We start from the raw sequence: 23,102 nt of genomic DNA, 5'->3' as shown, positions 1-23,102 counted from the left end.
ACAGCGAACAACCATTTTTGGGGGAATTGAGAGCATGACGAATTGGGCGTTGGTCGCAGGTGGGCATTGTGCCGGGCAGCCTTGGCAGGTGCAGGTCGCCGGCTTCAGCCTGGACGAACAGCAGGCTTTCCTGCTGTCCGACACTCAGTGGGCGGCACTGCAGCAGGCCTTGCCGTTGCAGCCGCTGGCTGCCTATGGGGCCGGTAACGGCCTGGCCATCACCCGTGCTACCGATGCCGTTGAGGCCTGTGACGGGGTCTTTCTGATTGTTCATGACCGTGAAAGCCAGCCAGTATTGCCCCTCTCGGCAGATGCCCAGCGCTACCTGCTGCTGCGTGATGCCGGGCAGCACCAGGCGTTGCCCAACGCGTCGGCGTTCAGCAGGGTCTTCATTCCTTCAAAAGAAGGCACGCCACAGCATTCGAGCGTTTATATCGACAGCCTGACAGTGCCCGGAGCCGATTCGAACGGGCCGCAGGCATGGCCTGTCGAACAGGGTGCACAAGACCGCGACCACGCCCGAAACTACCATTGCTCGGCTGATTACTGGCTATTCAAGGTAACCGCTGCAATAGCCCATGCAGCCGCTGCTGCAAGGCATGCCGAACCCCTGTTGAGCGTGGTCATTCCCACCTATAACTACGGCCGGTACCTGGTTGATTGCGTCCAGTCGGTGCTTGAGCAGGGCGTCGACGATATCGAGATTCTGGTACTGGACAACGCCTCCACCGATGACACCCCCCAGGTGATGGCGGCATTCGCAGATAACCCGAAGGTGCGCTATATCCGTAACCGCTACAACTACGGCCCAGGGTACAACTGGCGTAATGGCCTGGGTATTGCGCAGGGCCGTTACTTCACGTTCCTGTCTGCAGACGATTACTTCAACCCTGGGCACCTGGCGCGCTTGCTGCCAGCACTGGAAAGCCACCCCCACAGTGCGGTCGGCTACACCGGCATCACCTGGGTCGATGGTGGCGGGCAGCCGCTGAACCAGCCGCGTCATCCGGGCTATCACAACGGTGACTATGTGGGCGGGCGCAACGAAGTGGCTGACCTGCTGATCTACGACAGTTACATGACGCCATCGGCAGTCATCTATCGGCGCGAGGCGTTTCTGCAAACCTGGAGGCCGGGCAACACCTACGGCGCAGGCGACTGGGAAATGGTCGTGCAGATGGCCGAGCGCTATCCGGACTTCATTTATGTGGATACCCCGGGGGTCAGCTACCGCTGGCATGGGGCGCAGTATTCGACCCAGTTCTACGCCTCCACCGAGCCATTGCTGGGGCACCTGGCAATGGTCGAGGGCGTGTTTGAGCGCGACGCGCAGCACCATTTGCGCGGGCGTGAACGTGAGGTTGGGGCTCACCTCAAGCGGCGTCTTGAACTGTACCCTGATGAGCACGGTACCGCCTTGGGCGTACGGGCACGTCAGCTTTGCCAGCGTCTGGAACAGCTGGCGCGCCAGCAGGAGCAGGTGCTGTTCTCCATCATCCTCACCACCTACAACCGCCCGCACATGCTGCGTGATGCGCTGAACAGCATCGCCGGCCAGGCCTTCACGGACTTCGAGGTCATTCTGGTCAATGACAACGGCGACCCGGTGGAGTCGCTGCTGGCCGATTACGACTTCCCCATCACCTACCTGCGCCAGGGCCGTAACCGTGGCCCGGCCGCAGCGCGCAACGCTGCGCTGCAGCTGGCCAGTGGCAGGTACGTGGTGTACCTGGACGATGACGACCTGTACCTGCCCGACCACCTGCAGCGGTTGGCGCAGGGGCTGGAGGCGCACCCCGACAGCGTGGTGTACACCGACGCGGTGTTTATCCAGGAAGTGATCACGGCAGGGCAACGCAACGAGGTGTCCCGCGAGCAGCGCTACCCCCATGGGCAGTATTCCCGTGAGCGTTTGCTGATCAACAACTACATCCCCATCAATACCTTTGCCTGCCCACGGGCGCTGGCGTTGGCGGTGGGGGACTTCGACGAAACCCTGGCAGGCCTGGAAGACTGGGACCTGCTCATGCGCCTGTGTGCCCGCAGCGCGTTCCATCACCTGCCCTACGAGACCGTGCAGGTGCGCATGCGCCTGGATGATGGCGCGCCTGCCCGGCGCTCGGAGCAAGCGCTGAAGGACTACCCTGCGCTGTACCGCGAGTTGTACGCCCGCCACAGCGATGCGGGCAGCGAGGAGATTCAGCGCGGCCGCCAGCAGATGCTGGATTTTCTGGCGGGCAAGCCCGCAGCATCGACCTTGCAGGACTGGCTGGACCAGCGGGTGCCGGGGGACATGCAGCGGCGGCTTATCGAGCAGCGGCTGCAGGCGCACGAAGGTGGCCCGGTAATTGGGGTCATCGTCGTAGATGCGCACGCTCAGCTGGATGCCTTGAACGCCACGCTGCAGAGCCTGGCCAGTGACCGCTGCCTGTACGCCACCGTTAAGGTATTGGCGCTGACTGCGGCCGACACGTCCACGATGGCGCAGCAACATGGCCTGAATGTCATGCCGTTGAGCGATGCCGGCCTGGGTGAGCAGCTCAACCCGCTGGTACAGGCGGGTGAGTTCGACTGGTTCATGGTGGTGGAGGCGGGCAGTGAGTTCACGGCCAGCGGTTTGCTGATCGCGGCGCTGGACCTGCTGGCGGCACCGGGCTGCCGCGCCGTTTATGCTGACGAGGGCTTGCGCGGCGATGGCGCGGAAATGGGCGCAGCGCTGCGCCCTGACCTTAACCTGGACCTGCTGCTGAGCCTGCCGGCGAGCCTGTCGCGCCACTGGCTGTTCAACCGCCAGGTGTGGCTGGACATGGGCGGCTTCCGCCAGGAGGCCGGCCAGGCCGTCGAGCTGGATTACATCCTGCGGTTGATCGAGTCTGGCGGCTTTGCAGGCCTGGGGCATATCAGCGAGCCGTTGCTGATCGGTGAAGCCCCGTCGTTGCAGGACTGCCCTGACCAGCGCGGCGTCATCCAGCGCCATCTGCACGCCCGGGGCTTTGCCCAGGCGCAGGTCGCGTCGGGCCAGCCGGGGCGTTACGACCTGAACTACGGCGCCCCTGGCGACATTCCGGTGAGCATCCTGGTGCTGCTGCAAGGCCCCAGCACCGAGCGGGCCCAGCGGTGCATGGAAACCATCCTGGAGAAGACCACCCACCGCCACTACGAAGTGCTGCTGGTGGCCCCGGCCAATGCTGGCGCTGCGGTTGACGGTTGGCTGGGCGCCGTTGCCCAGCTGGGTACCGATGCCATTCGCTGCCTGCGCTTTGCTGCCGGCCTGTCGCCGGCGCAGATGCGCAACCAGGCCGCCACCCAGGCCCGTGGCGACTTCCTGCTGTGGCTTGACGAAGGCGCTGCGGTGCTCGAAAACGACTGGCTGCAGCAATTGCTCAACCATGGCATGCGTCAGGAAGTCGGCGCTGTAGGGGCCAAGCTGGTGGCAGGCGACGCGACCATCCGCCATGCCGGTTACGTGCTTGGCCTCAATGGCCCGGTAGCCGAGGCGTTCGCCGGCTTGCCGCTGGATGCGCCCGGCTACCTGCAGCGCCTGCAGTTGGACCAGAACTACGTGGCCGTGAGCGGCAAATGCCTGTTGGTGAACAAGGGCCTGTTCCTGGAGGTGGGCGGCTTCGACGAGTCGCCCGAGTTGCAGCGCTGGGTGGATGTGGACCTGTGCCTGCGCCTGCACAGCGCGGGTTACCTGAACGTCTGGACCCCCCGTGCGCAACTGCTGCTCAGCGAAGACGCCGCCACGCCGCCCAGCGTCAAGGAAGAAGACGCCTTGTATGCCCGCTGGCTGCCTGCATTGGCGCGCGACCCGTATTACAACCCCAACTTCTCGCTGTCTTCGACCAACGGCTTTGCCCTGGCGCCCACCGAGTTGAGCTGGCGGCCACTGGCGTCGTGGAAACCGCTGCCGTTGATTCTGGCCCATGCCGCAGACCGTCACGGGTGCGGCCATTATCGCGTCATGCAGCCGCTGGAGGCGCTCAGCCGTGAGGGGCTGGCCGAGGGCGTGTTGTCCTGGAACCACCTGGCGCCTGCCGAGCTGGAGCGCTTCAGCCCGGACAGCATCGTGCTGCAGCGCCAGGTCGGCGACGAGCAGATCGAACACATACGCCGAATGCATGCGTTTTCGCAGGCGTTCAAGGTGTTCGAGCTGGACGACTACCTGCCCAACCTGCCGGTCAAGAGCGTGCACCGGTCGCACATGCCCAAGGACATCTTGCGCTCCATACGCCGTGGCCTGGCCTATGTGGACCGCTTTGTGGTGTCCACCCAGCCGCTGGCCGAGGCCTTCGCCGGGCTGCATGACGATATACGGGTAGTGCCCAACACCCTGGAGCCGCGGATCTGGAGCGGGCTCAGTGCCTTGCGCCGGCAATCGCGCAAACCCCGTGTGGGCTGGGCGGGCGGCGCAAGCCACACCGGTGACCTGGAGGTGATCGCGGATGTGATCAAGGAGCTGGCAGGCGAAGTGGAGTGGGTATTCTTCGGCCTGTGCCCGGCCAAGCTGCGGCCGTACATTCATGAGTACCATGAGAGCGTTGCCATCGAGCATTACCCGGCAACGCTGGCCAGGATGAACCTGGACCTGGCCTTGGCCCCTGTTGAGCAAAACCTGTTCAACGACTGCAAGAGCAACCTGCGTTTGCTGGAGTACGGCGCGTGCGGCTTCCCGGTCATTGCCAGTGATGTGCGCTGCTACCAGGGCTACCCGGAATTGCCGGTGACCCTGGTGAAAAACCGTTTCCGGGCCTGGGTGGATGCGATCCGCATGCACATTGCCGACCTGGATGCCACGGCCAGGGCGGGTGATGAGCTGCGCAGTGCGGTGCTGGGCGGGTGGATGCTGGAAGGGGAGAACCTGGCCAGGTGGGGCAGGGCGTGGTTGCCGGATACTGCTCAATAACAGCGGGGTAAGCTGGGAATCGCCTGGGTGCACGCTGCCCAAGTTTCGGCACGGCTATTGCTTCATCGCTGGCAACACACCGTTTTTATGACGGTCAGCCATGCGAGAGAGCACGATGCCCCAGGCCGCCCAAGTATCCCCGTCCCTGGCCGAGCAGGAGAGCCGGCAGGGTGTCGAGCAGGCGTTCGCCCTGTTCGACCAGGTCTCCAGCCAGCTCAGCCAGTCCTACAGCCTGCTCGAAGCCAGGGTCAGCGAGCTGAAAGGCGAGCTGGCCGTGGTCAGCGCCCAGCGCATCGAGGAGTTGAACGAAAAGGAGCGCCTGGCCAACCGCCTGCAGAACCTGCTGGACCTGCTGCCCGGTGGCGTTATCGTGATCGACGGGCAAGGGCGCGTACGCGAGGCGAACCCGGCTGCCTGCGAGCTGTTGGGCGAGCCATTGCTCGGCCAGCTGTGGCGGCACGTGATCGCGCGCAGCTTCGCCCCGCGTGAGGACGACGGCCACGAGGTTTCGCTCCGCGACGGGCGCCGCTTGTCCATTGCAACCCGTTCGCTGGACGCCGAGCCCGGGCAGTTGGTGCTGCTCAATGACCTGACCGAAACCCGTCGCCTGCAAGATCAACTGGCCCGTCATGAACGCCTGTCGTCCCTTGGGCGCATGGTGGCCTCGCTGGCGCACCAGATCCGTACGCCATTGTCGGCCGCCATGCTGTACGCCAGCCACCTGGCAGACCCCGAGCAGGCCCTCACCACCCAAACCCGCCAGCGCTTTGCCAGCAGCCTGAAAGAACGCCTTCATGAGCTGGAACAGCAAGTGCGCGACATGCTGGTGTTTGCCCGCGGAGAGCTGCCGCTACAGGACCGTGTAACCCCCAAGGCGCTGTTCCAAGCGCTGCAGCAAGCGGCCCAGACCCACGTTCAGGGCCATGCCGTACGCTGGCAGTGCGACAGCCGCCTGGGCGAGTTGCTGTGTAACCGCGACACCCTGGTAGGCGCGTTGCTCAACCTGATCGAGAATGCCTTGCAGGCCAGCCCGGCGCCGGCAAGGCTCAAGGTTCACCTGTGGCGCCGTCAGGGCACCCTGCACCTGTGCGTCAGTGATGCCGGCAGTGGCATCGCCCCCGAGCTGCTGGGCCGCCTGGGTGAACCGTTCCTCACTACCAAATCCACGGGTACCGGCCTGGGCCTGGCGGTGGTCAAGGCCGTGGTCAAGGCCCATGACGGCGCGCTCAGCCTGCGTTCCAAGGTTGGCCGTGGCACCTGCGTGCGCATCGAGCTGCCGCTGATCGATGGGGCAGACGGCCCGTGATGCCCGTTACAGTGTTGCTGGTCGAGGATGACCGCGTGCTGCGTGAGGCGCTGGCCGATACCCTCGACCTCGGCGGCGTCGCCCATCAGGCGGTGAGCAGTGCCGAGCAGGCCCTGCAGGCCGTACGCGAAAGGTCGTTCCACCTGGTGATCAGCGATGTGAACATGCCTGGTATGGACGGGCACCAATTGTTGACGCAATTACGTCGCCAGCAACCGCAGCTGCCGGTGTTGCTGATGACCGCCCACGCCGCCGTGGAGCGCGCCGTAGAGGCCATGCGCCAAGGCGCCGTTGATTACCTGGTCAAGCCCTTCGAACCCAAGGCCTTGCTCAGCCTGGTACAACAGCACGCGGCAGGGCGCGCCGAGGACGCGGACGGCCCGATTGCCTGCGAACCCGCCAGCCGCCAATTGCTGGAGCTGGCCGCGCGGGTGGCCCGCAGCGATTCCACGGTGCTGATCTCTGGTGAGTCCGGCACGGGCAAGGAAGTGCTGGCGCGCTACATTCACCAGCAGTCCACCCGTGCCAGCCAACCGTTCGTGGCCATCAACTGCGCAGCCATCCCCGACAACATGCTGGAAGCCACGCTGTTTGGCCACGAGAAGGGTGCCTTCACCGGGGCTATCGCCGCCCAGCCCGGCAAGTTCGAACAGGCCGACGGCGGCACCCTGCTGCTTGACGAGATTTCGGAGATGCCCCTGGGCTTGCAGGCCAAGCTGTTGCGGGTGCTGCAGGAGCGTGAGGTGGAGCGGGTGGGCGGGCGACGGCCCATTCAGTTGGATATCCGCGTGCTGGCCACCACCAACCGCGACCTCGCGGGCGAAGTGGCGGCGGGGCGCTTCCGGGAAGACCTGTACTACCGGCTTTCGGTGTTCCCGCTGGCCTGGCGACCACTGCGCGAGCGCCAGGGCGACATCCTGCCGCTTGCCGAAAAGTTGCTGGCGCGGCATGCGCAGAAGATGAAGCACCCACCTGTACGGCTGTCTGCACAAGCCCGTGCCTGCCTGCAGGCCTGGGCCTGGCCGGGAAACGTGCGGGAACTGGACAACGCCTTGCAGCGTGCGCTGATCCTGCAGCAGGGCGGGATGATCGAGGCGGCGGATTTTTGTCTGGAAGGCGCCATTCCGTTGGCAGCTGGCACTGAGCCATTACTGGAGAACGCCGGGCTGGAGGGCGATGTTCGCCGGCACGAGTACCAGATGATCATTGACACCCTGCGTGCCGAGCGCGGTCGGCGCAAGGAAGCCGCCGAACGCCTGGGCATCAGCCCGCGCACCTTGCGCTACAAGCTGGCACAGATGCGTGATGCCGGCTTCGATGTGGAAGCCAGCCTTTACGGTGAGTGAGCCTGGCTGCCAGGTTGCAGCGGCGCTCGGTTTCATAGGCGCAGATCCAGGCAAGAAGAACACCTCCCCTCTAACATCCGGACCGCTCCTGCCAAGGCTGGCACCTTTGTTGCTTAGGTAGGGTATCTGCCGCATCACTGTCAAAAAAATGCGGCCGCAGGAGAGAGAAGGTCATGAGCCAAGGTGTTGAATTCAATCGTCTGATGCTGGACATGCGCGCCATGCAGGCCGACGCCATGTCGTTGCCGAAGGTGGCTGTCGCCCCTGAACTGGCACCTGGGCAAAGCACCTTCGCCGACATGCTCGGCCAGGCCATCGGCAAGGTGAACGAAACCCAGCAGGCTTCGAACCAGTTGGCCAACGCCTTCGAAATCGGCAAGAGCGGCGTTGACCTCACCGACGTGATGATCGCTTCGCAAAAGGCCAGCGTCTCGATGCAGGCCTTGACCCAGGTACGCAACAAGCTGGTTCAGGCGTACCAGGACATCATGCAGATGCCGGTGTGAGGGCGGACGTAGACCATGGCTGAAGCAGTCGTCGACAACGCGCCCGCCAAAAGTGGCCCGCCAGCGTCCAAGCCGCCGATGCTGCGCCTGGCGTTTCTGGAAAACATCGCGCAGATGCCCATCCTGCGTCAGATCGGCCTCATGGTTGGCCTGGCCGCCAGCGTGGCCATCGGCTTTGCCGTGGTGCTGTGGTCGCAGCAGCCTGATTACCGCCCCCTGTACGGCAGCCTGTCGGGCATGGACACCAAGCAGGTCATGGATACCCTGTCGGCCGCTGACATCCCCTACAACGTCGAACCCAATTCCGGCGCCCTGCTGGTGAAGGCCGACGACCTCTCCCGTGCGCGCCTGAAACTGGCAGCTGCCGGCGTGGCACCCAGCGACGGCAATGTCGGCTTCGAACTGTTGGACAAGGAACAGGGGCTGGGCACCAGCCAGTTCATGGAAGCCACCCGCTACCGCCGCAGCCTGGAAGGCGAGCTGGCGCGGACCGTGTCGAGCCTGAACAACGTCAAGGCCGCCCGCGTGCACCTGGCCATCCCGAAAAGCTCGGTGTTTGTCCGTGATGAACGCAAACCCAGTGCCTCGGTACTGGTTGAGCTGTACCCAGGCCGTGCCCTGGAGCCTGGGCAGGTGATGGCGATCGTCAACCTGGTTGCCACCAGCGTGCCGGAGCTGGACAAGTCCCAGGTGACCGTGGTCGACCAGAAGGGCAACCTGCTGTCTGACCAGATCCAGGACTCTGCGCTGACCCAGGCAGGCAAGCAGTTCGACTACAGCCGCCGGGTGGAGAGCATGCTCACCCAGCGCGTGCACAACATTCTGCAGCCGGTGCTGGGCAATGACCGCTACAAGGCCGAGGTGTCTGCCGACCTGGATTTCAGTGCGGTCGAGTCCACCTCCGAGCAGTTCAACCCTGACCAGCCCGCGCTGCGCAGCGAGCAGTCGGTAGACGAGCAGCGTGCCAGCAGCCAGGGCCCGCAGGGTGTGCCCGGAGCCTTGAGCAACCAGCCGCCGGGCGCTGCGTCCGCGCCGCAGACCACCGGTGGCGCGGCCACGGCGGCCGGGGCGATCCAGCCTGGCCAGCCGTTGGTCGATGCCAATGGCCAGCAGATCATGGACCCGGCCACCGGCCAGCCCATGCTCGCGCCCTACCCGTCGGACAAGCGTCAGCAAAGCACCAAGAATTTCGAGCTGGACCGCTCCATCAGCCATACTCGCCAGCAGCAGGGGCGCACCATGCGCCTGTCGGTGGCGGTGGTGGTGGATGACCAGGTCAAGGTCGATGCAGCCAATGGCAACACCACCCATGTGCCATGGGGCGCCGAAGACCTGGCACGCTTCACGCGCCTGGTACAGGATGCGGTGGGCTACGATGCCAGCCGGGGCGACAGCGTCACGGTGATCAACGTGCCGTTCGCACCAGACCGCGGTGAAGAAATTGCCGACATCGCGTTCTACCAGCAACCGTGGTTCTGGGATATCGTCAAGCAGGTGCTGGGTGTGCTGTTCATCCTGGTGCTGGTGTTCGGCGTGCTGCGCCCGGTGCTCAACAACCTCACAGGGGGTGGCAAGCAGGCTGCCCCGGACAGCGACATGGAGCTGGGCGGCATGATCGGGCTCGATGGCGAACTGGCCAGCGACCGCGTCAGCCTGGGTGGCCCGACAAGCATTCTGCTGCCAAGCCCCACCGAGGGCTACGAGGCACAGCTCAACGCAATCAAAGGCCTTGTGGCCGAGGACCCGGGCCGTGTCGCCCAGGTCGTGAAAGACTGGATCAACGCCGATGAGTGATAACCGAGCCGTTACCGCCAAGCTGAGCCGCGTCGACAAGGCGGCCATCCTGCTGCTTTCACTGGGTGAAACCGATGCCGCGCAGGTGCTGCGCCACATGGGGCCCAAGGAAGTGCAGCGGGTGGGTGTGGCCATGGCGCAGATGGGCAACATTCACCGCGACCAGGTCGAGCAGGTGATGAGCGAGTTCGTCGAAGTGGTCGGCGACCAGACCAGCCTGGGCGTGGGTTCCGATGCCTATATCCGCAAGATGCTCAACCAGGCGCTGGGTGAAGACAAGGCCAATGGCTTGGTCGACCGCATTCTGCTGGGTGGCAACACCAGCGGCCTGGACAGCCTGAAATGGATGGAACCGCGCGCGGTTGCCGACGTGATCCGCTACGAACACCCGCAGATCCAGGCCATCGTGGTGGCCTACCTGGACCCGGACCAGGCGGGTGAAGTGCTGAGCAACTTCGACCACAAGGTGCGCCTGGACATCGTGTTGCGGGTATCGTCGCTGAACACCGTGCAACCGGCTGCGTTGAAAGAGCTGAACCAGATTCTGGAGAAGCAGTTCTCCGGCAACTCCAATGCCGCGCGTACCACCCTGGGTGGTATCAAGCGCGCTGCCGACATCATGAACTTCCTCGACAGCTCGGTGGAAGGCGCGTTGATGGACTCGATCCGCGAGATCGACAGCGACCTGTCCGAGCAGATCGAAGACTTGATGTTCGTGTTCAACAACCTGGCCGACGTCGACGACCGCGGTATCCAGGCGCTGTTGCGCGAGGTGTCTTCGGATGTGCTGGTGGTGTCCCTCAAGGGTGCAGACGAGCGGGTCAAGGACAAGATCTTCAAGAACATGTCCAAGCGTGCCTCCGAGCTGCTGCGCGACGACCTCGAGGCCAAGGGCCCGGTGCGGGTCAGCGACGTGGAAACGGCGCAGAAGGAAATCCTCACCATCGCCCGCCGCATGGCCGACGCCGGCGAAATCGTCCTCGGTGGCAAGGGCGCCGAAGAAATGATCTGAAAGCGGCAAGCTTTAAGCTGCAAGCTGCAAGAAAAAGCAGCCCCATGCAGCCTGCTTAGGCTTGTAGCTTTAAGCTGCAAGATACAAGCTTCAAGGGGTAAGAAAAAAGCAGCCCTCATGCAGTCTGCTTTGGCTTGCAGCTTGCAGCTTGCAGCTTGCAGCTTGCAGCTTGCCACTTGCAGCTATTTAAACAGGCGAGTTCATGTCCACCAAAGAACATCATCCCAGCGACCTGATCCGTGCCCGTGACCTTGAGGGTGTGGACGTATGGGCGCTGCCCAGTTTTGACCCCCAGCCGCCGCCTCGGTCCGAACCGGAACAGCCGGTAGAAGTGGAAGAAGAGGTCGAGGAAGTGCCGCTGGAAGACGTCCAGCCGCTTACCCTCGAAGAACTCGAAGCCATTCGCCAGGAGGCCTATAACGAGGGCTTCGCCACCGGGGAGCGTGAAGGTTTTCACAGCACCCAGCTGAAGGTGCGTCAAGAAGCCGACGAAGCCCTCAAGGTGAAGCTGGCCAGCCTCGAACGCTTGATGACCCACCTGATGGAACCGATCGCCGAGCAGGACACGCACATCGAGAAAACCCTGGTGCACCTGGTGGCCCACATCACCCGGCAGGTGATTGGCCGCGAGCTGCACAACGATTCCAGCCAGATCACCCAGGTACTGCGCGGCGCGCTGAAACTGCTGCCGATGGGCGCTGACAACATCCGCATCCACCTCAACCCGCAGGACTTCGAACTGGCCAAGGCCCTGCGCGAGCGCCATGAAGAAAACTGGCGGCTGCTGGAAGACAGCACCTTGCTGCCGGGCGGCTGCCGCATCGAAACGGCCCAAAGCCGCATCGACGCGACCATGGAAACCCGCATCGAAAAAGCGGTGGCACAACTGTTCGATCAATTGCACGACCATTCCCTGCACCCTGCCGCCGCTGACCTCTCGGTAGACCTGGATGCACCGGCGGAGCCAGCGGATGCGCCTTGAACGCACCAGCTTCGGCAAGCGCCTGGGCACTTACGCCGAGGCCATCGGGCTGCCGGCGCAACCGGTGGTCGAAGGCCGCCTGCTGCGCATGGTGGGCCTGACCCTGGAAGCCGAAGGCCTGCGCGCTGCCGTGGGCAGCCGTTGCCTGGTCATCAACGATGACAGCTACCACCCTGTGCAGGTTGAAGCCGAGGTAATGGGCTTCGCCGGGCCCAAGGTGTTCCTGATGCCGGTGGGCAGTATTGTCGGCATTGCCCCTGGCGCGCGGGTGGTACCGCTGGACGACGGCGGTCGCCTGCCCATGGGCATGAGCATGCTGGGCCGGGTGCTCGATGGTGCCGGCCGTGCACTGGATGGCAAGGGTGGCATGAAGGCCGAGGACTGGGTGCCCATGGACGGCCCGGTGATCAACCCGCTCAACCGCGACCCTATCAGCAAGCCGCTGGACGTGGGCATTCGCAGTATCAATGGCCTGCTTACCGTAGGCCGCGGCCAGCGCCTTGGCCTGTTTGCCGGCACCGGTGTGGGTAAGTCAGTGTTGCTGGGCATGATGACCCGTTTCACCGAAGCCGAGATCATTGTGGTGGGCCTGATTGGCGAACGGGGGCGCGAGGTGAAGGAGTTCATCGAGCACATCCTCGGCGAGGAGGGCATCGAGCGCTCGGTGGTGGTGGCATCGCCTGCCGATGATGCGCCGCTGATGCGTCTGCGCGCTGCCATGTACTGCACGCGCATCGCCGAGTACTTCCGCGACAAGGGTAAAAACGTGCTACTGCTGATGGACTCGCTGACCCGCTTCGCCCAGGCCCAGCGGGAAATTGCCCTGGCCATCGGCGAACCGCCGGCTACCCGCGGTTATCCGCCGTCAGTATTCGCCAAGTTGCCCAAGCTGGTGGAGCGGGCCGGCAACGGTGAGGCGGGCGGCGGCTCCATCACGGCGTTCTACACGGTGTTGTCCGAAGGCGATGACCAGCAGGATCCCATCGCCGACTCGGCGCGGGGCGTGCTGGACGGTCACTTCGTGCTGTCGCGGCGCCTGGCCGAAGAGGGCCATTACCCGGCCATTGATATCGAGGCCTCCATCAGCCGGGTGATGCCGCAGGTGGTGGATGCCGATCACCTGCGCGAAGCGCAGAAGTTCAAGCAGCTGTGGTCGCGCCTGTCGCAAAGCCGCGACCTGATCAGCGTGGGGGCCTATGTGGCCGGTGGCGACCCCGAAACGGATTTGGCCATCGCCTTGCAGTCACGCCTGGTCGAGTATTTGCGCCAGGGGTTGCAGGAGAACGTGGGCATGGCGCAAAGCCGCGACCAGTTGGGGGCGATTTTCACGCCCCCGGCAGGCTGATAGCCGGTGGCGCTGCCAGGGCGCGCCGCGCGCCTTGCGCCGGTGGTGGGCATGGCCGAAGAAGCCGAGCGCAAGGCCGCCCAGCGCCTGGGGCAGTTCCAGCAGCAGGTGGCCACGGCCCAGGCCAAGCTGGCAGAGCTGGAGCGCTTTCGCGAAGATTACCAGCAGCAGTGGATCAACCGCGGTGGCCAGGGGGTGAATGGCAGTTGGCTGGTCAATTACCAGCGCTTTCTCGGGCAGCTCGAAACCGCCATGACCCAGCAGCGTCAGAGCCTGGTGTGGCACCAGAACAACCTCAACAATGCGCGGGGCGTGTGGCAGCAGGCCTACGCGCGGGTTGAAGGGTTGCGCAAACTGGTGCAGCGCTATATGGATGAAGCCCGGCGTGCCGAAGACAAGCGTGAGCAGCGCCTGCTCGATGAACTGTCCCAGCGCCTGCCGCGCCAGGAACCGCTCTAGCCTCCACCACTTGCGGCCTCCAGCCGTGGCTGCTACACCTTCATGAGGACGCACCCGCCATCATCGAAGGAATCGCTGAAATGGCAGTTGAAACGGATTTTTCGCAGGACGGCAAAAAGCTCACGATCAGGATCAAAGGGCGCTTCGATTTCGGCAGGCACCAGGAATTTCGCGATGCCTACGAGCGTCAGCCAAGCCGCCCCGATGCCGTGGTGGTCGACCTGCAAGACACCACTTACCTCGACAGTTCGGCGCTGGGCATGCTGCTGATGCTGCGCGACTACGCCGGGGGCGATGAAGCCGATGTGCGGGTAGTGCACGCCAGCTCGGATGTGCGCAAGATCCTCGCCATCTCCAATTTCGACAAACTCTTCGACATCAGTTGAGCGCCAATATGCCGGCCGGGCAGGGTTTGACGGTGCTGGTTGCCGAAGACAGTGACGTCGACCGCATGCTCCTGGCGCAGATCGTCAAGCGCCAGGGACACCTGGTGGTCACTGCGCAGAACGGCCAGGAAGCGGTGGCATTGTTCAGCGAGCGCCGCCCGCAGCTGGTGCTGCTCGATGCGTTGATGCCGGTGATGGACGGCTTCGAGGCCGCGCGGCAGATCAAGGCCCTGGCCGGCGAGGCGCTGGTGCCGATCATCTTCCTGACATCCCTCAATGAAGAGCAGGCGCTGGTGCGGTGCCTGGAGGCGGGCGGCGATGACTTCATGGCCAAACCGTACAGTGCCGTGATCCTGGCTGCCAAGATCCGCGCCATGGACCGCCTGCGCCGGCTGCAGGACACGGTGCTCCAGCAGCGTGACCAGATCGCCCGGCATCACCACCACCTGCTGAATGAGCAGCGGGTAGCCAAGGCGGTATTCGACAAGGTCGCCCACTCCGGTTGCCTTGCCGCGCCCAACATCCGCTTTGTGCAGTCGCCTTACGCGCTGTTCAACGGCGACCTGATGCTCGCGGCCTTCACGCCGTCCGGTGACATGCGCGTATTCCTGGGGGATTTCACCGGCCATGGCCTGCCGGCAGCGGTCGGTGCCATGCCCCTGGCCGAGGTGTTCTACGGCATGACGGCCAAGGGCTACACCATGCCCCAGGTGCTGCGCGAGATGAACGCCAAGCTCAAACGCATCCTGCCCGTCGACATGTTCTGCTGCGCGCTGTTGCTCAACCTCAGCCAGCAGCGGGCGGTAGTGGAGGTATGGAACGGCGGCATGCCCGACGGCTACCGCCTGTCGGCGGAAGGTGCTGTATTGACGCCATTGCAGTCACGTCATCTACCGTTGGGTATTCTGGGGCCTGGGCAGTTCGATGACGCTGTCGAGGTGTGGCCGCTGGCCGCGGGCGAGCGGGTTTTGCTGCTGTCCGACGGCGTGCTGGAAACAGCGGATGCCCAGGAGCGCCTGTTCGGTGAGCAGCGCCTGCGGTCGGTGTTGGCCGGCAACCGTGAGCCGGCGCTGCTGTTCAGTGAGCTGATGCAGGCGCTGGCGCTTTTTGGTGGGCAGCCTCGGGATGACATCAGTTTGTGCGATATCCGCATGCCCGGCGCCCAAGAGCCGTTGCCGGCTCCTGTAAACTACCCGGACAGCGGCCCGACCAGCCCGGCAGACTGGTCGCTGGGGTTCGAGGTTCGCGGTCAAAGCCTGCGTCAGTTCAACCCCGTGCCGTACCTGGTGCAGTTGTTGCAGCAGGTTCATGGCCTGCGTGCCCGTGGCGGGAACCTGTACAGTGTGCTCAGCGAGTTGTACTCCAACGCGCTTGAACATGGCGTGCTTGGCCTGGATTCGCAGCTCAAGCGGGATGTGCAGGGGTTTGCCGACTATTATCAGGAGCGCGCTCGGCGCCTGGCGTTGTTGAGCGAGGGCTTCGTGCGCATCGACCTTGTGGTTGAACCGCATGCCCAAGGCGGGCGTCTGAAGATCGACGTGCGTGACAGCGGTGAGGGTTTCGACGTGCAGCAGGTGCTGTCACGGGCCGCATTGCAACAAGGGCTGAGTGGGCGCGGGCTGGAACTGGTCCGGCGCCTGTCCAGCAGTGCAACCTGGGCCGAAGGTGGCCGGTGCGCACGCGTGGAGTTCGCCTGGTGAGCCTGGGGCGGGCTCGGGCATTTATCTGGCTTGATCAAGGAGCGAACAAGTGGCTGACATGCATATCGACCACAAGGTACTCAGCGACCTGCGAGAAGTCATGGAAGATGGCTACCTGCAGCTGGTACAGACCTTTCTAGACGACTCCGAGCGGCGCCTGGGGCAACTGCATGCGGCCCGCAGCGCCCAGGAGCTGGGCGCCGCTGCCCACAGTTTCAAGGGCAGCAGCAGCAACATGGGCGCCGTTGCGCTGGCGGGCCTGTGCCAGCAACTGGAGGACCGTGCCCGCCGCCCCCCTTTGTACGGCATCGAAGACCTGATCAGCCGTATCGATCAGGAGTTCGCCGAGGTACAGCGCTTCTACCGTGCCGAGCAGCAGGGCATATCCGCAGGCTGACAGGTAACTTGGCGCGACTTTTGCTCATACATCGACGTGATCATTCAGTTTATGGCGCGGAGACCGCTTAATGCCTGTCGCATCCAACCCCTTGTTGCAAGCCAATACCCTTGGCGATGCCTCCCGTACGGCGCCCGCGTCAGCGGGCAAAACGCCGCAGGTACAGGGCAACAACGGGGATGGTTTCGGCCAGGTAATGGCGCGTCAGGGGCGCGACAAGGTTGCCGGCCCTGCCGATAAAGCTGTTGCCGGCAAACCGTCGGACAACAGCGATGGGGCTGTAAGCGGCAAACAGTCGGCAGCCGACAAGGGCAAGGTTGCCGATGACGGCAATAAGTTGCCGGCCGAGGGCACCACTGCGGCCGACACCGGCATGCGTGACGCCAGTCTCGTTGCTGGGCAGGTCACCGACGCCCCACCAGGCGCGCAACTGATCCAGGCCCAGGCACAGGCTGTGGCACCCGTGCTCCAGGCCGCTGGCCCGCAGCCTGAAGAGTCACCTGCCGAGCAGGCGTTTGACCCAGATGCCGACCCGCTCGCCAATCTACCGACGCTGCGCCTGGCGCTTGAGCACAGCGCCCAGGCCAAAGGCAGTACATCGGCTCATGCGCTGGACGCGGACCGCACCCAGGGTGAAAGTAATGCTACTGCCGTCAATACCTTGGCGGGTGGTGTGACCAGTGCCGAGGGCGAGGCCGACGGTACTGGCGACAAGGCCTTCGGCGCCCTGCTCGAAGATGGCCTCAAGGATACCAAGAGCGCCGCCAGCGATACCCGGGTTGATGATTTCGCCAGCCGCCTGGCCAACCTGACCCAGGCGGCCACCGCGAAGACTGCCAATGCCGTACCGGTCAACCCCAACCCGCTGCACCAGCCTCTGCCGATGAATCAGGGTGCCTGGACTGAAGGTTTGGTGAACCGGGTGATGTACCTGTCCAGCCAGAACCTGAAGTCGGCAGATATTCAACTGGAGCCGGCCGAACTGGGTCGCCTGGATATCCGTGTCAACGTTGCCGCCGACCAGCCCACCCAGGTGACCTTCATCAGCGGCCATGCTGGCGTACGCGACGCCCTGGACAGCCAGGTGCACCGGCTGCGGGAGTTGTTCACCCAGCAGGGCCTGGCGCAGCCGGACGTCAACGTTGCCGACCAGTCCCGCGGCCAGCAGCAGGGCCAGGCGCAGCAGCAGGGCAGCCAGCTGTCCGGGGTGGCTGCGCGCCGAGCGGAGCACGGCGCCGCTGAAACGACCGAGGCATCCAGGCCCGTCGAGCAGCAGGTGGTCATCGGCGACAGCGCGGTCGACTACTACGCCTGATTGGCCAACACGGCGATTCCCCCTTCGCGCAGCCGTAACCTGGGCTGCGCGCAATCTGGCATAACACTTGCTCAAGCCATCCCATTCTTCCTATAACCCCTGATGGACGACGGATTATTGGCATGGCGAATACCGAAGCAGTGAAAGACCCCGCCGCTAAAGGCAAACTCAAGCTGATCCTGCTCATCGTTGCTGGCTTGTTGCTGGCCGTTGGCCTGTCGGTGGGCGCCACCTGGTTCTTCATGCACAAGAGCGAGCCGGCCCCGGCTGCCGATGCCGCCGCTACCAACGTCAAGCCCGCCGCCATCTACGAGGCACTGACGCCGGCATTCGTCGTCAATTTCAACCAGAACGGTCGCCAGCGCTACATGCAGGTCAGCATCACCCTGCAGGCCCGCAACCAGGCGGACCTAGACGCCCTCAAGGTGCACATGCCGGTGATCCGCAACAACCTGGTGATGATGTTCTCCGGGGTTGGCTTCGATACCTTGGCCAGCAGTGCAGTGGGGCAAGAGATGCTGCGCCAGAAGGCTACCGTGGTGGTGCAGGAAGTGGCCCAGAAGGAAGTCGGCAAGCCGGTAATCGACCAGTTGCTGTTCACCAATTTCGTATTGCAGTAGGAGTGGGCAATGGCCGTACAGGACCTGCTGTCCCAGGATGAGATCGATGCCCTGTTGCATGGCGTCGACGACGGTCTGGTACAGACCGAGAGTGCATCCGAGCCTGGCAGCATCAAAAGCTACGACCTGACCAGCCAGGACCGCATTGTTCGGGGGCGCATGCCTACCCTCGAAATGATCAACGAACGCTTCGCCCGCTACACCCGCATCAGTATGTTCAACCTGTTGCGCCGCTCGGCCGACGTGGCTGTGGGGGGCGTGCAGGTGATGAAGTTCGGTGAGTACGTGCATTCGCTGTACGTGCCCACCAGCCTGAACCTGGTGAAGATCAAGCCGCTGCGCGGCACGTCGCTGTTCATCCTCGACGCCAAGCTGGTGTTCAAGCTGGTGGACAACTTCTTCGGCGGCGACGGCCGCCACGCCAAGATCGAAGGCCGCGAGTTCACCCCTACCGAATTGAGGGTGGTGCGCATGGTGCTGGACCAGTGCTTCATCGACCTTAAAGAGGCCTGGCAGGCGATCATGCCGGTGAACTTCGAGTACATGAACTCCGAGGTCAACCCGGCCATGGCCAACATCGTCGGCCCCAGCGAGGCGGTGGTGGTGTCCACCTTCCACATCGAACTGGACGGCGGTGGCGGCGACCTGCACGTGACCATGCCTTACTCGATGATCGAGCCGGTGCGCGAGATGCTCGATGCGGGCTTCCAGTCCGACCTGGACGACCAGGACGAGCGCTGGGTCAAGGCCTTGCGCGAAGACGTGCTGGACGTTGCCGTGCCGGTGACCGCCACCGTCGCCCGCCGCCAGCTGAAACTGCGCGACATTCTGCACATGCAGCCTGGTGACGTGATCCCGGTCGAGCTGCCCGAGCACCTGGTGCTGCGCGCCAATGGCGTACCAGCGTTCAAGGCGCGCCTGGGCTCGCACAAGGGCAACCTGGCCCTGCAGATCATCGACCCGATCGAACGCCGCTGAGCGCGTGCCGCTCGCTTTTACCGAATTGAATGCCTGTCGAGGAAACCATGGCTAACGAAAACGAGATCACCTCTCCAGAAGACCAGGCGCTGGCCGATGAGTGGGCCGCGGCGCTGGAGGAAACCGGCGCGGCCGGCCAGGCCGATATCGATGCACTGCTGGGCGATACCAGCAACAACCCGGGGCCGGGTCGCCTGCCCATGGAAGAGTTTGCCAGCTCGCCCAAGCCCAACCCCAACGTCAGCCTGGAAGGCCCGAACCTTGATGTGATCCTGGACATCCCGGTGAGCATTTCCATGGAAGTGGGCAGCACCGAAATCAACATCCGCAACCTGCTGCAGCTCAACCAGGGCTCTGTGATCGAACTCGACCGCCTGGCGGGTGAGCCGCTGGACGTGCTGGTCAACGGTACGCTGATCGCCCATGGCGAGGTGGTGGTGGTCAACGAGAAGTTCGGCATTCGCCTGACCGACGTGATCAGCCCCAGCGAACGTATCAAGAAGCTGCGCTGAGTGAAGGGCATGAGGCGCGCCATCGCGGCACCCATCGCACTGTTGGCCAGCCAGCTATGCCAGGCCGCGGCCACGCCGGCACTGACCCCGGCGGCGCCGCCAGGCAGCCTGAGCGGCCAGCTGGCGCAGATGGTGTTCGGCCTGCTGCTGGTAGTGGGGCTGATCTTCCTGCTGGCGTGGCTGCTGCGGCGTGTGCAGGGCTCGGCGGTAAAGGGCGGGCAGGTGATCGAGATCGTCGGCAGCCGCGCCATCGGCCCGCGGGACCGGTTGCTGCTGGTACAGGTGGGCAAGGAGCAGATCCTGATCGGTCACAGCCCCGGCAGCATCGAGACCCTGCATGTACTGGCAGAGCCGGTCGAGGTCCCGCAGGGGGCGCGCCAGGCAACGCCTGAGTTTGCCCAACGGCTGATGGAACTGATGGGCAAGGACCCTAAGGACAAGACGCGATGAGCGCCACGCTGCGTACGTTGTTCACCCTGCTGCTGTTGCTGGCCGCGCCGCTGGCCCTGGCTGCCGACCCTTTGTCGATCCCCGCCATCACCTTGTCCAACGGGGCGAACGGGCAACAGGAGTATTCGGTCAGCCTGCAGATTCTGCTGATCATGACGGCGCTGAGCTTCATCCCTGCGTTCGTCATCCTGATGACCAGCTTCACCCGCATCATCATTGTGTTCTCCATCCTGCGTCAGGCCCTGGGCCTTCAGCAGACGCCGTCCAACCAGATCCTGACGGGGATGGCGCTGTTCCTCACCCTGTTCATCATGGCGCCGGTGTTCGACCGGGTGAACCAGACCGCCCTGCAGCCTTACCTGAACGAGCAGATGACCGCGCAGGAGGCCATCGACAAGGCCCAGGCGCCGCTGAAGGACTTCATGCTGGCGCAGACCCGGCAAAGCGACCTGGACCTGTTCATGCGCCTGTCCAAGCGCACCGACATCACCGGCCCTGACCAGGTGCCGCTGACCATCCTGGTGCCGTCGTTCGTCACCTCCGAGCTGAAGACGGCGTTCCAGATCGGCTTCATGATCTTCATTCCCTTTCTGATCATCGACATGGTGGTGGCCAGTGTGTTGATGGCCATGGGTATGATGATGCTGTCGCCACTGATCATCTCGTTGCCGTTCAAGATCATGCTGTTCGTGCTGGTGGACGGCTGGGCGCTGATCATGGGTACGCTGGCTGGCAGTTTTGGTGGCGTGTGATGCCGCCTGGGAGCGCTGTGAATGACGCCTGAAGTTGCTGTCGACCTGTTCCGCGATGCCTTGTGGCTGACCACGCTGATGGTGGCCGTGCTGGTGGTGCCGAGCCTGCTGGTGGGGTTGATGGTGGCCATGTTCCAGGCCGCCACGCAGATCAACGAACAGACCCTGAGCTTTCTGCCGCGCCTGCTGGTGATGCTGGTCACGCTGATCGTGGCCGGGCCCTGGCTGGTGCAGAAGTTCATGGAGTACATCACTAACCTGTACACCAACATTCCGCAACTGATCGGTTGACGGCCTGATGCTGGAACTGACTGACACGCAGATCGGCACCTGGGTAGCCACGTTCATCCTGCCGTTGTTCAGGGTAACGGCGGTGCTGATGACCATGCCTATCTTCGGCACGCGCATGTTGCCGGCACGGGTGCGCCTGTACGTTGCGGTGGCGATTACCGTGGTGATCGTGCCAGCGTTACCGCCATTGCCCCAGTTCGACCCCCTGAGCCTGCGAGGGCTGCTGCTGTGCGCCGAGCAGATCATCGTGGGCGCGCTGTTCGGCTTAGCCCTGCAGTTGCTGTTCCAGGCGTTCGTCATCGCCGGGCAGATCGTGGCGGTGCAGATGGGCATGGCGTTCGCGTCGATGGTGGACCCGGCCAACGGCGTGAACGTGGCGGTCATCAGCCAGTTCATGACCATGCTGGTGAGTGTGCTGTTTTTGCTGATGAACGGGCACCTTGTGGTGTTCGAGGTGCTGACCGAAAGCTTCACCACCTTGCCGGTGGGCAATGCGCTGATGGTGAACCACTTCTGGGAGTTGGCCGGGCGCATGAGCTGGATGTTCGCGGCCGGGTTGATCCTGATTCTGCCGGTGATTGCCGCCTTGCTGGTGGTGAACGTCGCCTTCGGCGTGATGACACGGGCGGCGCCGCAACTGAACATCTTTTCCATCGGCCTGCCGCTGACACTGGTCATGGGCATGCTGATTTTCTGGGTGGGCCTGGCCGATGTGTTGTCCCATTACCAGGCATTGGCCAGCGAGACGCTGCAATGGCTGCGTGAGCTGGCGAGGGCGCGTTGAGCATGGCGGAAAGCGAGAGCGGTCAGGACAAAACAGAAGACCCCACCGAGAAACGCAAGCGCGACGCCCGCGAAAAGGGCGAGATCGCGCGCTCCAAAGAGCTGAACACGGTGGCGGTGACCCTGGCGGGCGCAGGCGGGCTGCTGGCGTTTGGCGGGAACCTGGCCGAGACGCTGCTGACGCTGATGCGCATGAACTTCAGCCTCACCCGTGAGGTGATTGTCGATGAGCGGTCGATGGGTGCGTTTTTGCTGGTGTCCGGCAAGATGGCCATCTGGGCTGTACAGCCTTTGCTCATCCTGTTGTTCGTGATCTCCTTCGTGGCCCCGATCGCCCTGGGCGGCTTTGTGTTTTCCGGCAGCCTGCTGCAACCCAAGTTCAGCCGCATGAACCCGTTGTCGGGGCTCAAGCGCATGTTCTCGATGCACGGCCTGACCGAACTGCTGAAGGCCATGGCGAAGTTTTGCGTGATTCTGATCGTGGCCGTGGTGGTGCTGGTCAATGACCGCCAGGCCTTGTTGTCGATTGCCAACGAGCCGCTGGAGCAGGCGATCATTCACAGCTTGCAGGTGGTGGGCTGGAGTGCCTTGTGGATGTCTGCCGGGCTGCTGCTGATTGCGGCAGCGGACGCGCCGTACCAGCTGTGGCAGACGCACAAGAAAATGAAGATGACCAAGCAGGAAGTGCGCGACGAATACAAGGACAGCGAAGGTAAACCTGAGGTCAAGCAACGTATCCGCCAGTTGCAGCGCGAGGTGTCGCAGCGGCGCATGATGGCGGCCGTGCCCCAGGCCGACGTGATCATCACCAACCCCACCCATTACGCCGTGGCATTGCAATACGACCCCGAAAACGGCAATGCGGCGCCTTTGCTGCTGGCCAAGGGCAGCGACTTCATGGCGCTCAAGATCCGGGAGATCGGGGTAGAGCACAAGGTGCAGATTCTGGAGTCACCGGCGCTGGCGCGGGCGATCTACTATTCCACCGAAGTGGAGCACGAAATCCCTGCGGGCCTGTACCTGGCCGTTGCCCAGGTGTTGGCCTATGTGTTCCAGATCCGCCAGTACCACGCTGGCAAGGGCAAGCGCCCGGATCCGCTTAAGGATGACCTGCCGATTCCGGCGGATTTGCGGCGGGATAATTGACCCGGGGCATGGCTTTACACAGCCTCGCGCCCCCTGCCTCAGGCAACATTGGCCAGAAAAAAACGGTAGGAGCGAGCGCAGCTCGCGATGCGCCGCGCGGGCGGCGCTCGATCTCC

The 23,102-nt window shown here is 63.9% G+C and carries 21 protein-coding genes; all 21 read left to right on the top strand.

The genetic code is table 11. From position 1 onward, the window contains the following. The first annotated feature begins 34 nt into the window (after positions 1-34). Positions 35-4,906 carry a glycosyltransferase gene (locus IAE38_RS08855; RefSeq protein ID WP_236403760.1) on the top strand — a complete coding sequence of 1,624 codons (4,872 nt, stop codon included), beginning with the start codon at positions 35-37 and terminating at the stop codon, positions 4,904-4,906. 115 nt (positions 4,907-5,021) lie between these two features. Then, positions 5,022-6,212: a sensor histidine kinase gene (locus IAE38_RS08850; RefSeq protein WP_201217118.1), complete on the top strand. Its 1,191-nt coding sequence runs from the start codon at positions 5,022-5,024 to the stop codon at positions 6,210-6,212. Next, complete coding sequence (locus IAE38_RS08845; RefSeq protein ID WP_201164319.1) at positions 6,212-7,558, top strand: sigma-54-dependent transcriptional regulator; 1,347 nt, start codon at positions 6,212-6,214, stop codon at positions 7,556-7,558. Before IAE38_RS08850 ends, IAE38_RS08845 begins: the two co-directional genes overlap by 1 nt. A 173-nt stretch (positions 7,559-7,731) precedes the next feature. Next, on the top strand, positions 7,732-8,064 hold the full coding sequence (gene fliE / locus IAE38_RS08840; protein ID WP_028633473.1) for a flagellar hook-basal body complex protein FliE: 333 nt from the start codon (positions 7,732-7,734) through the stop codon (positions 8,062-8,064). A 15-nt stretch (positions 8,065-8,079) separates the two neighbouring features. Continuing rightward, the gene (fliF, locus tag IAE38_RS08835) at positions 8,080-9,858 is read left to right on the top strand and encodes a flagellar basal-body MS-ring/collar protein FliF (protein ID WP_028633472.1); all 1,779 of its coding nucleotides are present in this window, start codon (positions 8,080-8,082) and stop codon (positions 9,856-9,858) included. After that, positions 9,851-10,870 carry a flagellar motor switch protein FliG gene (fliG, locus tag IAE38_RS08830; RefSeq protein WP_028633471.1) on the top strand — a complete coding sequence of 340 codons (1,020 nt, stop codon included), beginning with the start codon at positions 9,851-9,853 and terminating at the stop codon, positions 10,868-10,870. Before fliF ends, fliG begins: the two co-directional genes overlap by 8 nt. Positions 10,871-11,072: 202 nt before the next feature. After that, positions 11,073-11,852: a flagellar assembly protein FliH gene (gene fliH, locus IAE38_RS08825; protein ID WP_201164318.1), complete on the top strand. Its 780-nt coding sequence runs from the start codon at positions 11,073-11,075 to the stop codon at positions 11,850-11,852. Next, positions 11,842-13,197 carry a flagellar protein export ATPase FliI gene (fliI, locus tag IAE38_RS08820; RefSeq protein ID WP_201217115.1) on the top strand — a complete coding sequence of 452 codons (1,356 nt, stop codon included), beginning with the start codon at positions 11,842-11,844 and terminating at the stop codon, positions 13,195-13,197. Before fliH ends, fliI begins: the two co-directional genes overlap by 11 nt. Before the next feature lie 6 nt (positions 13,198-13,203). Continuing rightward, on the top strand, positions 13,204-13,656 hold the full coding sequence (fliJ, locus tag IAE38_RS08815; RefSeq protein ID WP_201213389.1) for a flagellar export protein FliJ: 453 nt from the start codon (positions 13,204-13,206) through the stop codon (positions 13,654-13,656). 80 nt (positions 13,657-13,736) lie between these two features. Next, entirely contained in the window at positions 13,737-14,042 is a 306-nt protein-coding gene (locus tag IAE38_RS08810; RefSeq protein WP_028633467.1) for an STAS domain-containing protein, read from the top strand. Between the two features lie 8 nt (positions 14,043-14,050). Further along, positions 14,051-15,742, top strand: coding sequence for a fused response regulator/phosphatase (locus tag IAE38_RS08805; protein WP_201217112.1), 1,692 nt, complete (start codon positions 14,051-14,053; stop codon positions 15,740-15,742). A 49-nt stretch (positions 15,743-15,791) separates the two neighbouring features. After that, entirely contained in the window at positions 15,792-16,139 is a 348-nt protein-coding gene (locus IAE38_RS08800; RefSeq protein WP_201217109.1) for an Hpt domain-containing protein, read from the top strand. Positions 16,140-16,209: 70 nt separating this feature from the next. Continuing rightward, a complete protein-coding gene (locus IAE38_RS08795) occupies positions 16,210-17,454 on the top strand; it encodes a flagellar hook-length control protein FliK (protein ID WP_201217107.1) in 1,245 nt (414 codons plus the stop codon). Positions 17,455-17,576: 122 nt separating this feature from the next. Further along, positions 17,577-18,074, top strand: coding sequence for a flagellar basal body-associated protein FliL (gene fliL, locus IAE38_RS08790; RefSeq protein ID WP_028633463.1), 498 nt, complete (start codon positions 17,577-17,579; stop codon positions 18,072-18,074). A gap of 9 nt (positions 18,075-18,083) precedes the next feature. After that, positions 18,084-19,052, top strand: a complete 969-nt coding sequence (gene fliM, locus IAE38_RS08785; protein ID WP_028633462.1) for a flagellar motor switch protein FliM — start codon at positions 18,084-18,086, stop codon at positions 19,050-19,052. Positions 19,053-19,099: 47 nt separating this feature from the next. Then, positions 19,100-19,564 carry a flagellar motor switch protein FliN gene (fliN, locus tag IAE38_RS08780; protein WP_028633461.1) on the top strand — a complete coding sequence of 155 codons (465 nt, stop codon included), beginning with the start codon at positions 19,100-19,102 and terminating at the stop codon, positions 19,562-19,564. Beyond that, on the top strand, positions 19,565-20,014 hold the full coding sequence (gene fliO / locus IAE38_RS08775) for a flagellar biosynthetic protein FliO (protein ID WP_060481451.1): 450 nt from the start codon (positions 19,565-19,567) through the stop codon (positions 20,012-20,014). After that, positions 20,011-20,766, top strand: coding sequence for a flagellar type III secretion system pore protein FliP (fliP, locus tag IAE38_RS08770; protein ID WP_201164307.1), 756 nt, complete (start codon positions 20,011-20,013; stop codon positions 20,764-20,766). Before fliO ends, fliP begins: the two co-directional genes overlap by 4 nt. A gap of 21 nt (positions 20,767-20,787) precedes the next feature. Beyond that, positions 20,788-21,057, top strand: a complete 270-nt coding sequence (gene fliQ, locus IAE38_RS08765; RefSeq protein WP_028633458.1) for a flagellar biosynthesis protein FliQ — start codon at positions 20,788-20,790, stop codon at positions 21,055-21,057. Positions 21,058-21,064: 7 nt separating this feature from the next. Continuing rightward, positions 21,065-21,841 carry a flagellar biosynthetic protein FliR gene (gene fliR / locus IAE38_RS08760; RefSeq protein ID WP_201164306.1) on the top strand — a complete coding sequence of 259 codons (777 nt, stop codon included), beginning with the start codon at positions 21,065-21,067 and terminating at the stop codon, positions 21,839-21,841. 2 nt (positions 21,842-21,843) lie between these two features. Continuing rightward, entirely contained in the window at positions 21,844-22,986 is a 1,143-nt protein-coding gene (gene flhB / locus IAE38_RS08755; protein ID WP_201164305.1) for a flagellar biosynthesis protein FlhB, read from the top strand. Positions 22,987-23,102: the final 116 nt, after the last annotated feature.

The organism is Pseudomonas sp. S32 (assembly GCF_016648095.1).
GTDB lineage: Bacteria > Pseudomonadota > Gammaproteobacteria > Pseudomonadales > Pseudomonadaceae > Aquipseudomonas > Aquipseudomonas parafulva.
The sequence above is the reverse complement of the archived record's forward strand: the minus strand, read 5'-3'. Positions and strand labels throughout refer to the sequence as shown.

What these genes read in the sequence shown, in the direction of transcription:
- IAE38_RS08855 (WP_236403760.1), top strand. Translation starts at nt 35, where the DNA reads ATGACGAATTGGGCGTTGGTCGCAGGTGGGCATTGTGCCGGGCAGCCT.
- IAE38_RS08850 (WP_201217118.1), top strand. Translation starts at nt 5,022, where the DNA reads ATGCCCCAGGCCGCCCAAGTATCCCCGTCCCTGGCCGAGCAGGAGAGC.
- IAE38_RS08845 (WP_201164319.1), top strand. Translation starts at nt 6,212, where the DNA reads ATGCCCGTTACAGTGTTGCTGGTCGAGGATGACCGCGTGCTGCGTGAG.
- fliE (WP_028633473.1), top strand. Translation starts at nt 7,732, where the DNA reads ATGAGCCAAGGTGTTGAATTCAATCGTCTGATGCTGGACATGCGCGCC.
- fliF (WP_028633472.1), top strand. Translation starts at nt 8,080, where the DNA reads ATGGCTGAAGCAGTCGTCGACAACGCGCCCGCCAAAAGTGGCCCGCCA.
- fliG (WP_028633471.1), top strand. Translation starts at nt 9,851, where the DNA reads ATGAGTGATAACCGAGCCGTTACCGCCAAGCTGAGCCGCGTCGACAAG.
- fliH (WP_201164318.1), top strand. Translation starts at nt 11,073, where the DNA reads ATGTCCACCAAAGAACATCATCCCAGCGACCTGATCCGTGCCCGTGAC.
- fliI (WP_201217115.1), top strand. Translation starts at nt 11,842, where the DNA reads ATGCGCCTTGAACGCACCAGCTTCGGCAAGCGCCTGGGCACTTACGCC.
- IAE38_RS08810 (WP_028633467.1), top strand. Translation starts at nt 13,737, where the DNA reads ATGGCAGTTGAAACGGATTTTTCGCAGGACGGCAAAAAGCTCACGATC.
- IAE38_RS08805 (WP_201217112.1), top strand. Translation starts at nt 14,051, where the DNA reads ATGCCGGCCGGGCAGGGTTTGACGGTGCTGGTTGCCGAAGACAGTGAC.
- IAE38_RS08795 (WP_201217107.1), top strand. Translation starts at nt 16,210, where the DNA reads ATGCCTGTCGCATCCAACCCCTTGTTGCAAGCCAATACCCTTGGCGAT.
- fliL (WP_028633463.1), top strand. Translation starts at nt 17,577, where the DNA reads ATGGCGAATACCGAAGCAGTGAAAGACCCCGCCGCTAAAGGCAAACTC.
- fliM (WP_028633462.1), top strand. Translation starts at nt 18,084, where the DNA reads ATGGCCGTACAGGACCTGCTGTCCCAGGATGAGATCGATGCCCTGTTG.
- fliN (WP_028633461.1), top strand. Translation starts at nt 19,100, where the DNA reads ATGGCTAACGAAAACGAGATCACCTCTCCAGAAGACCAGGCGCTGGCC.
- fliP (WP_201164307.1), top strand. Translation starts at nt 20,011, where the DNA reads ATGAGCGCCACGCTGCGTACGTTGTTCACCCTGCTGCTGTTGCTGGCC.
- fliQ (WP_028633458.1), top strand. Translation starts at nt 20,788, where the DNA reads ATGACGCCTGAAGTTGCTGTCGACCTGTTCCGCGATGCCTTGTGGCTG.
- fliR (WP_201164306.1), top strand. Translation starts at nt 21,065, where the DNA reads ATGCTGGAACTGACTGACACGCAGATCGGCACCTGGGTAGCCACGTTC.
- flhB (WP_201164305.1), top strand. Translation starts at nt 21,844, where the DNA reads ATGGCGGAAAGCGAGAGCGGTCAGGACAAAACAGAAGACCCCACCGAG.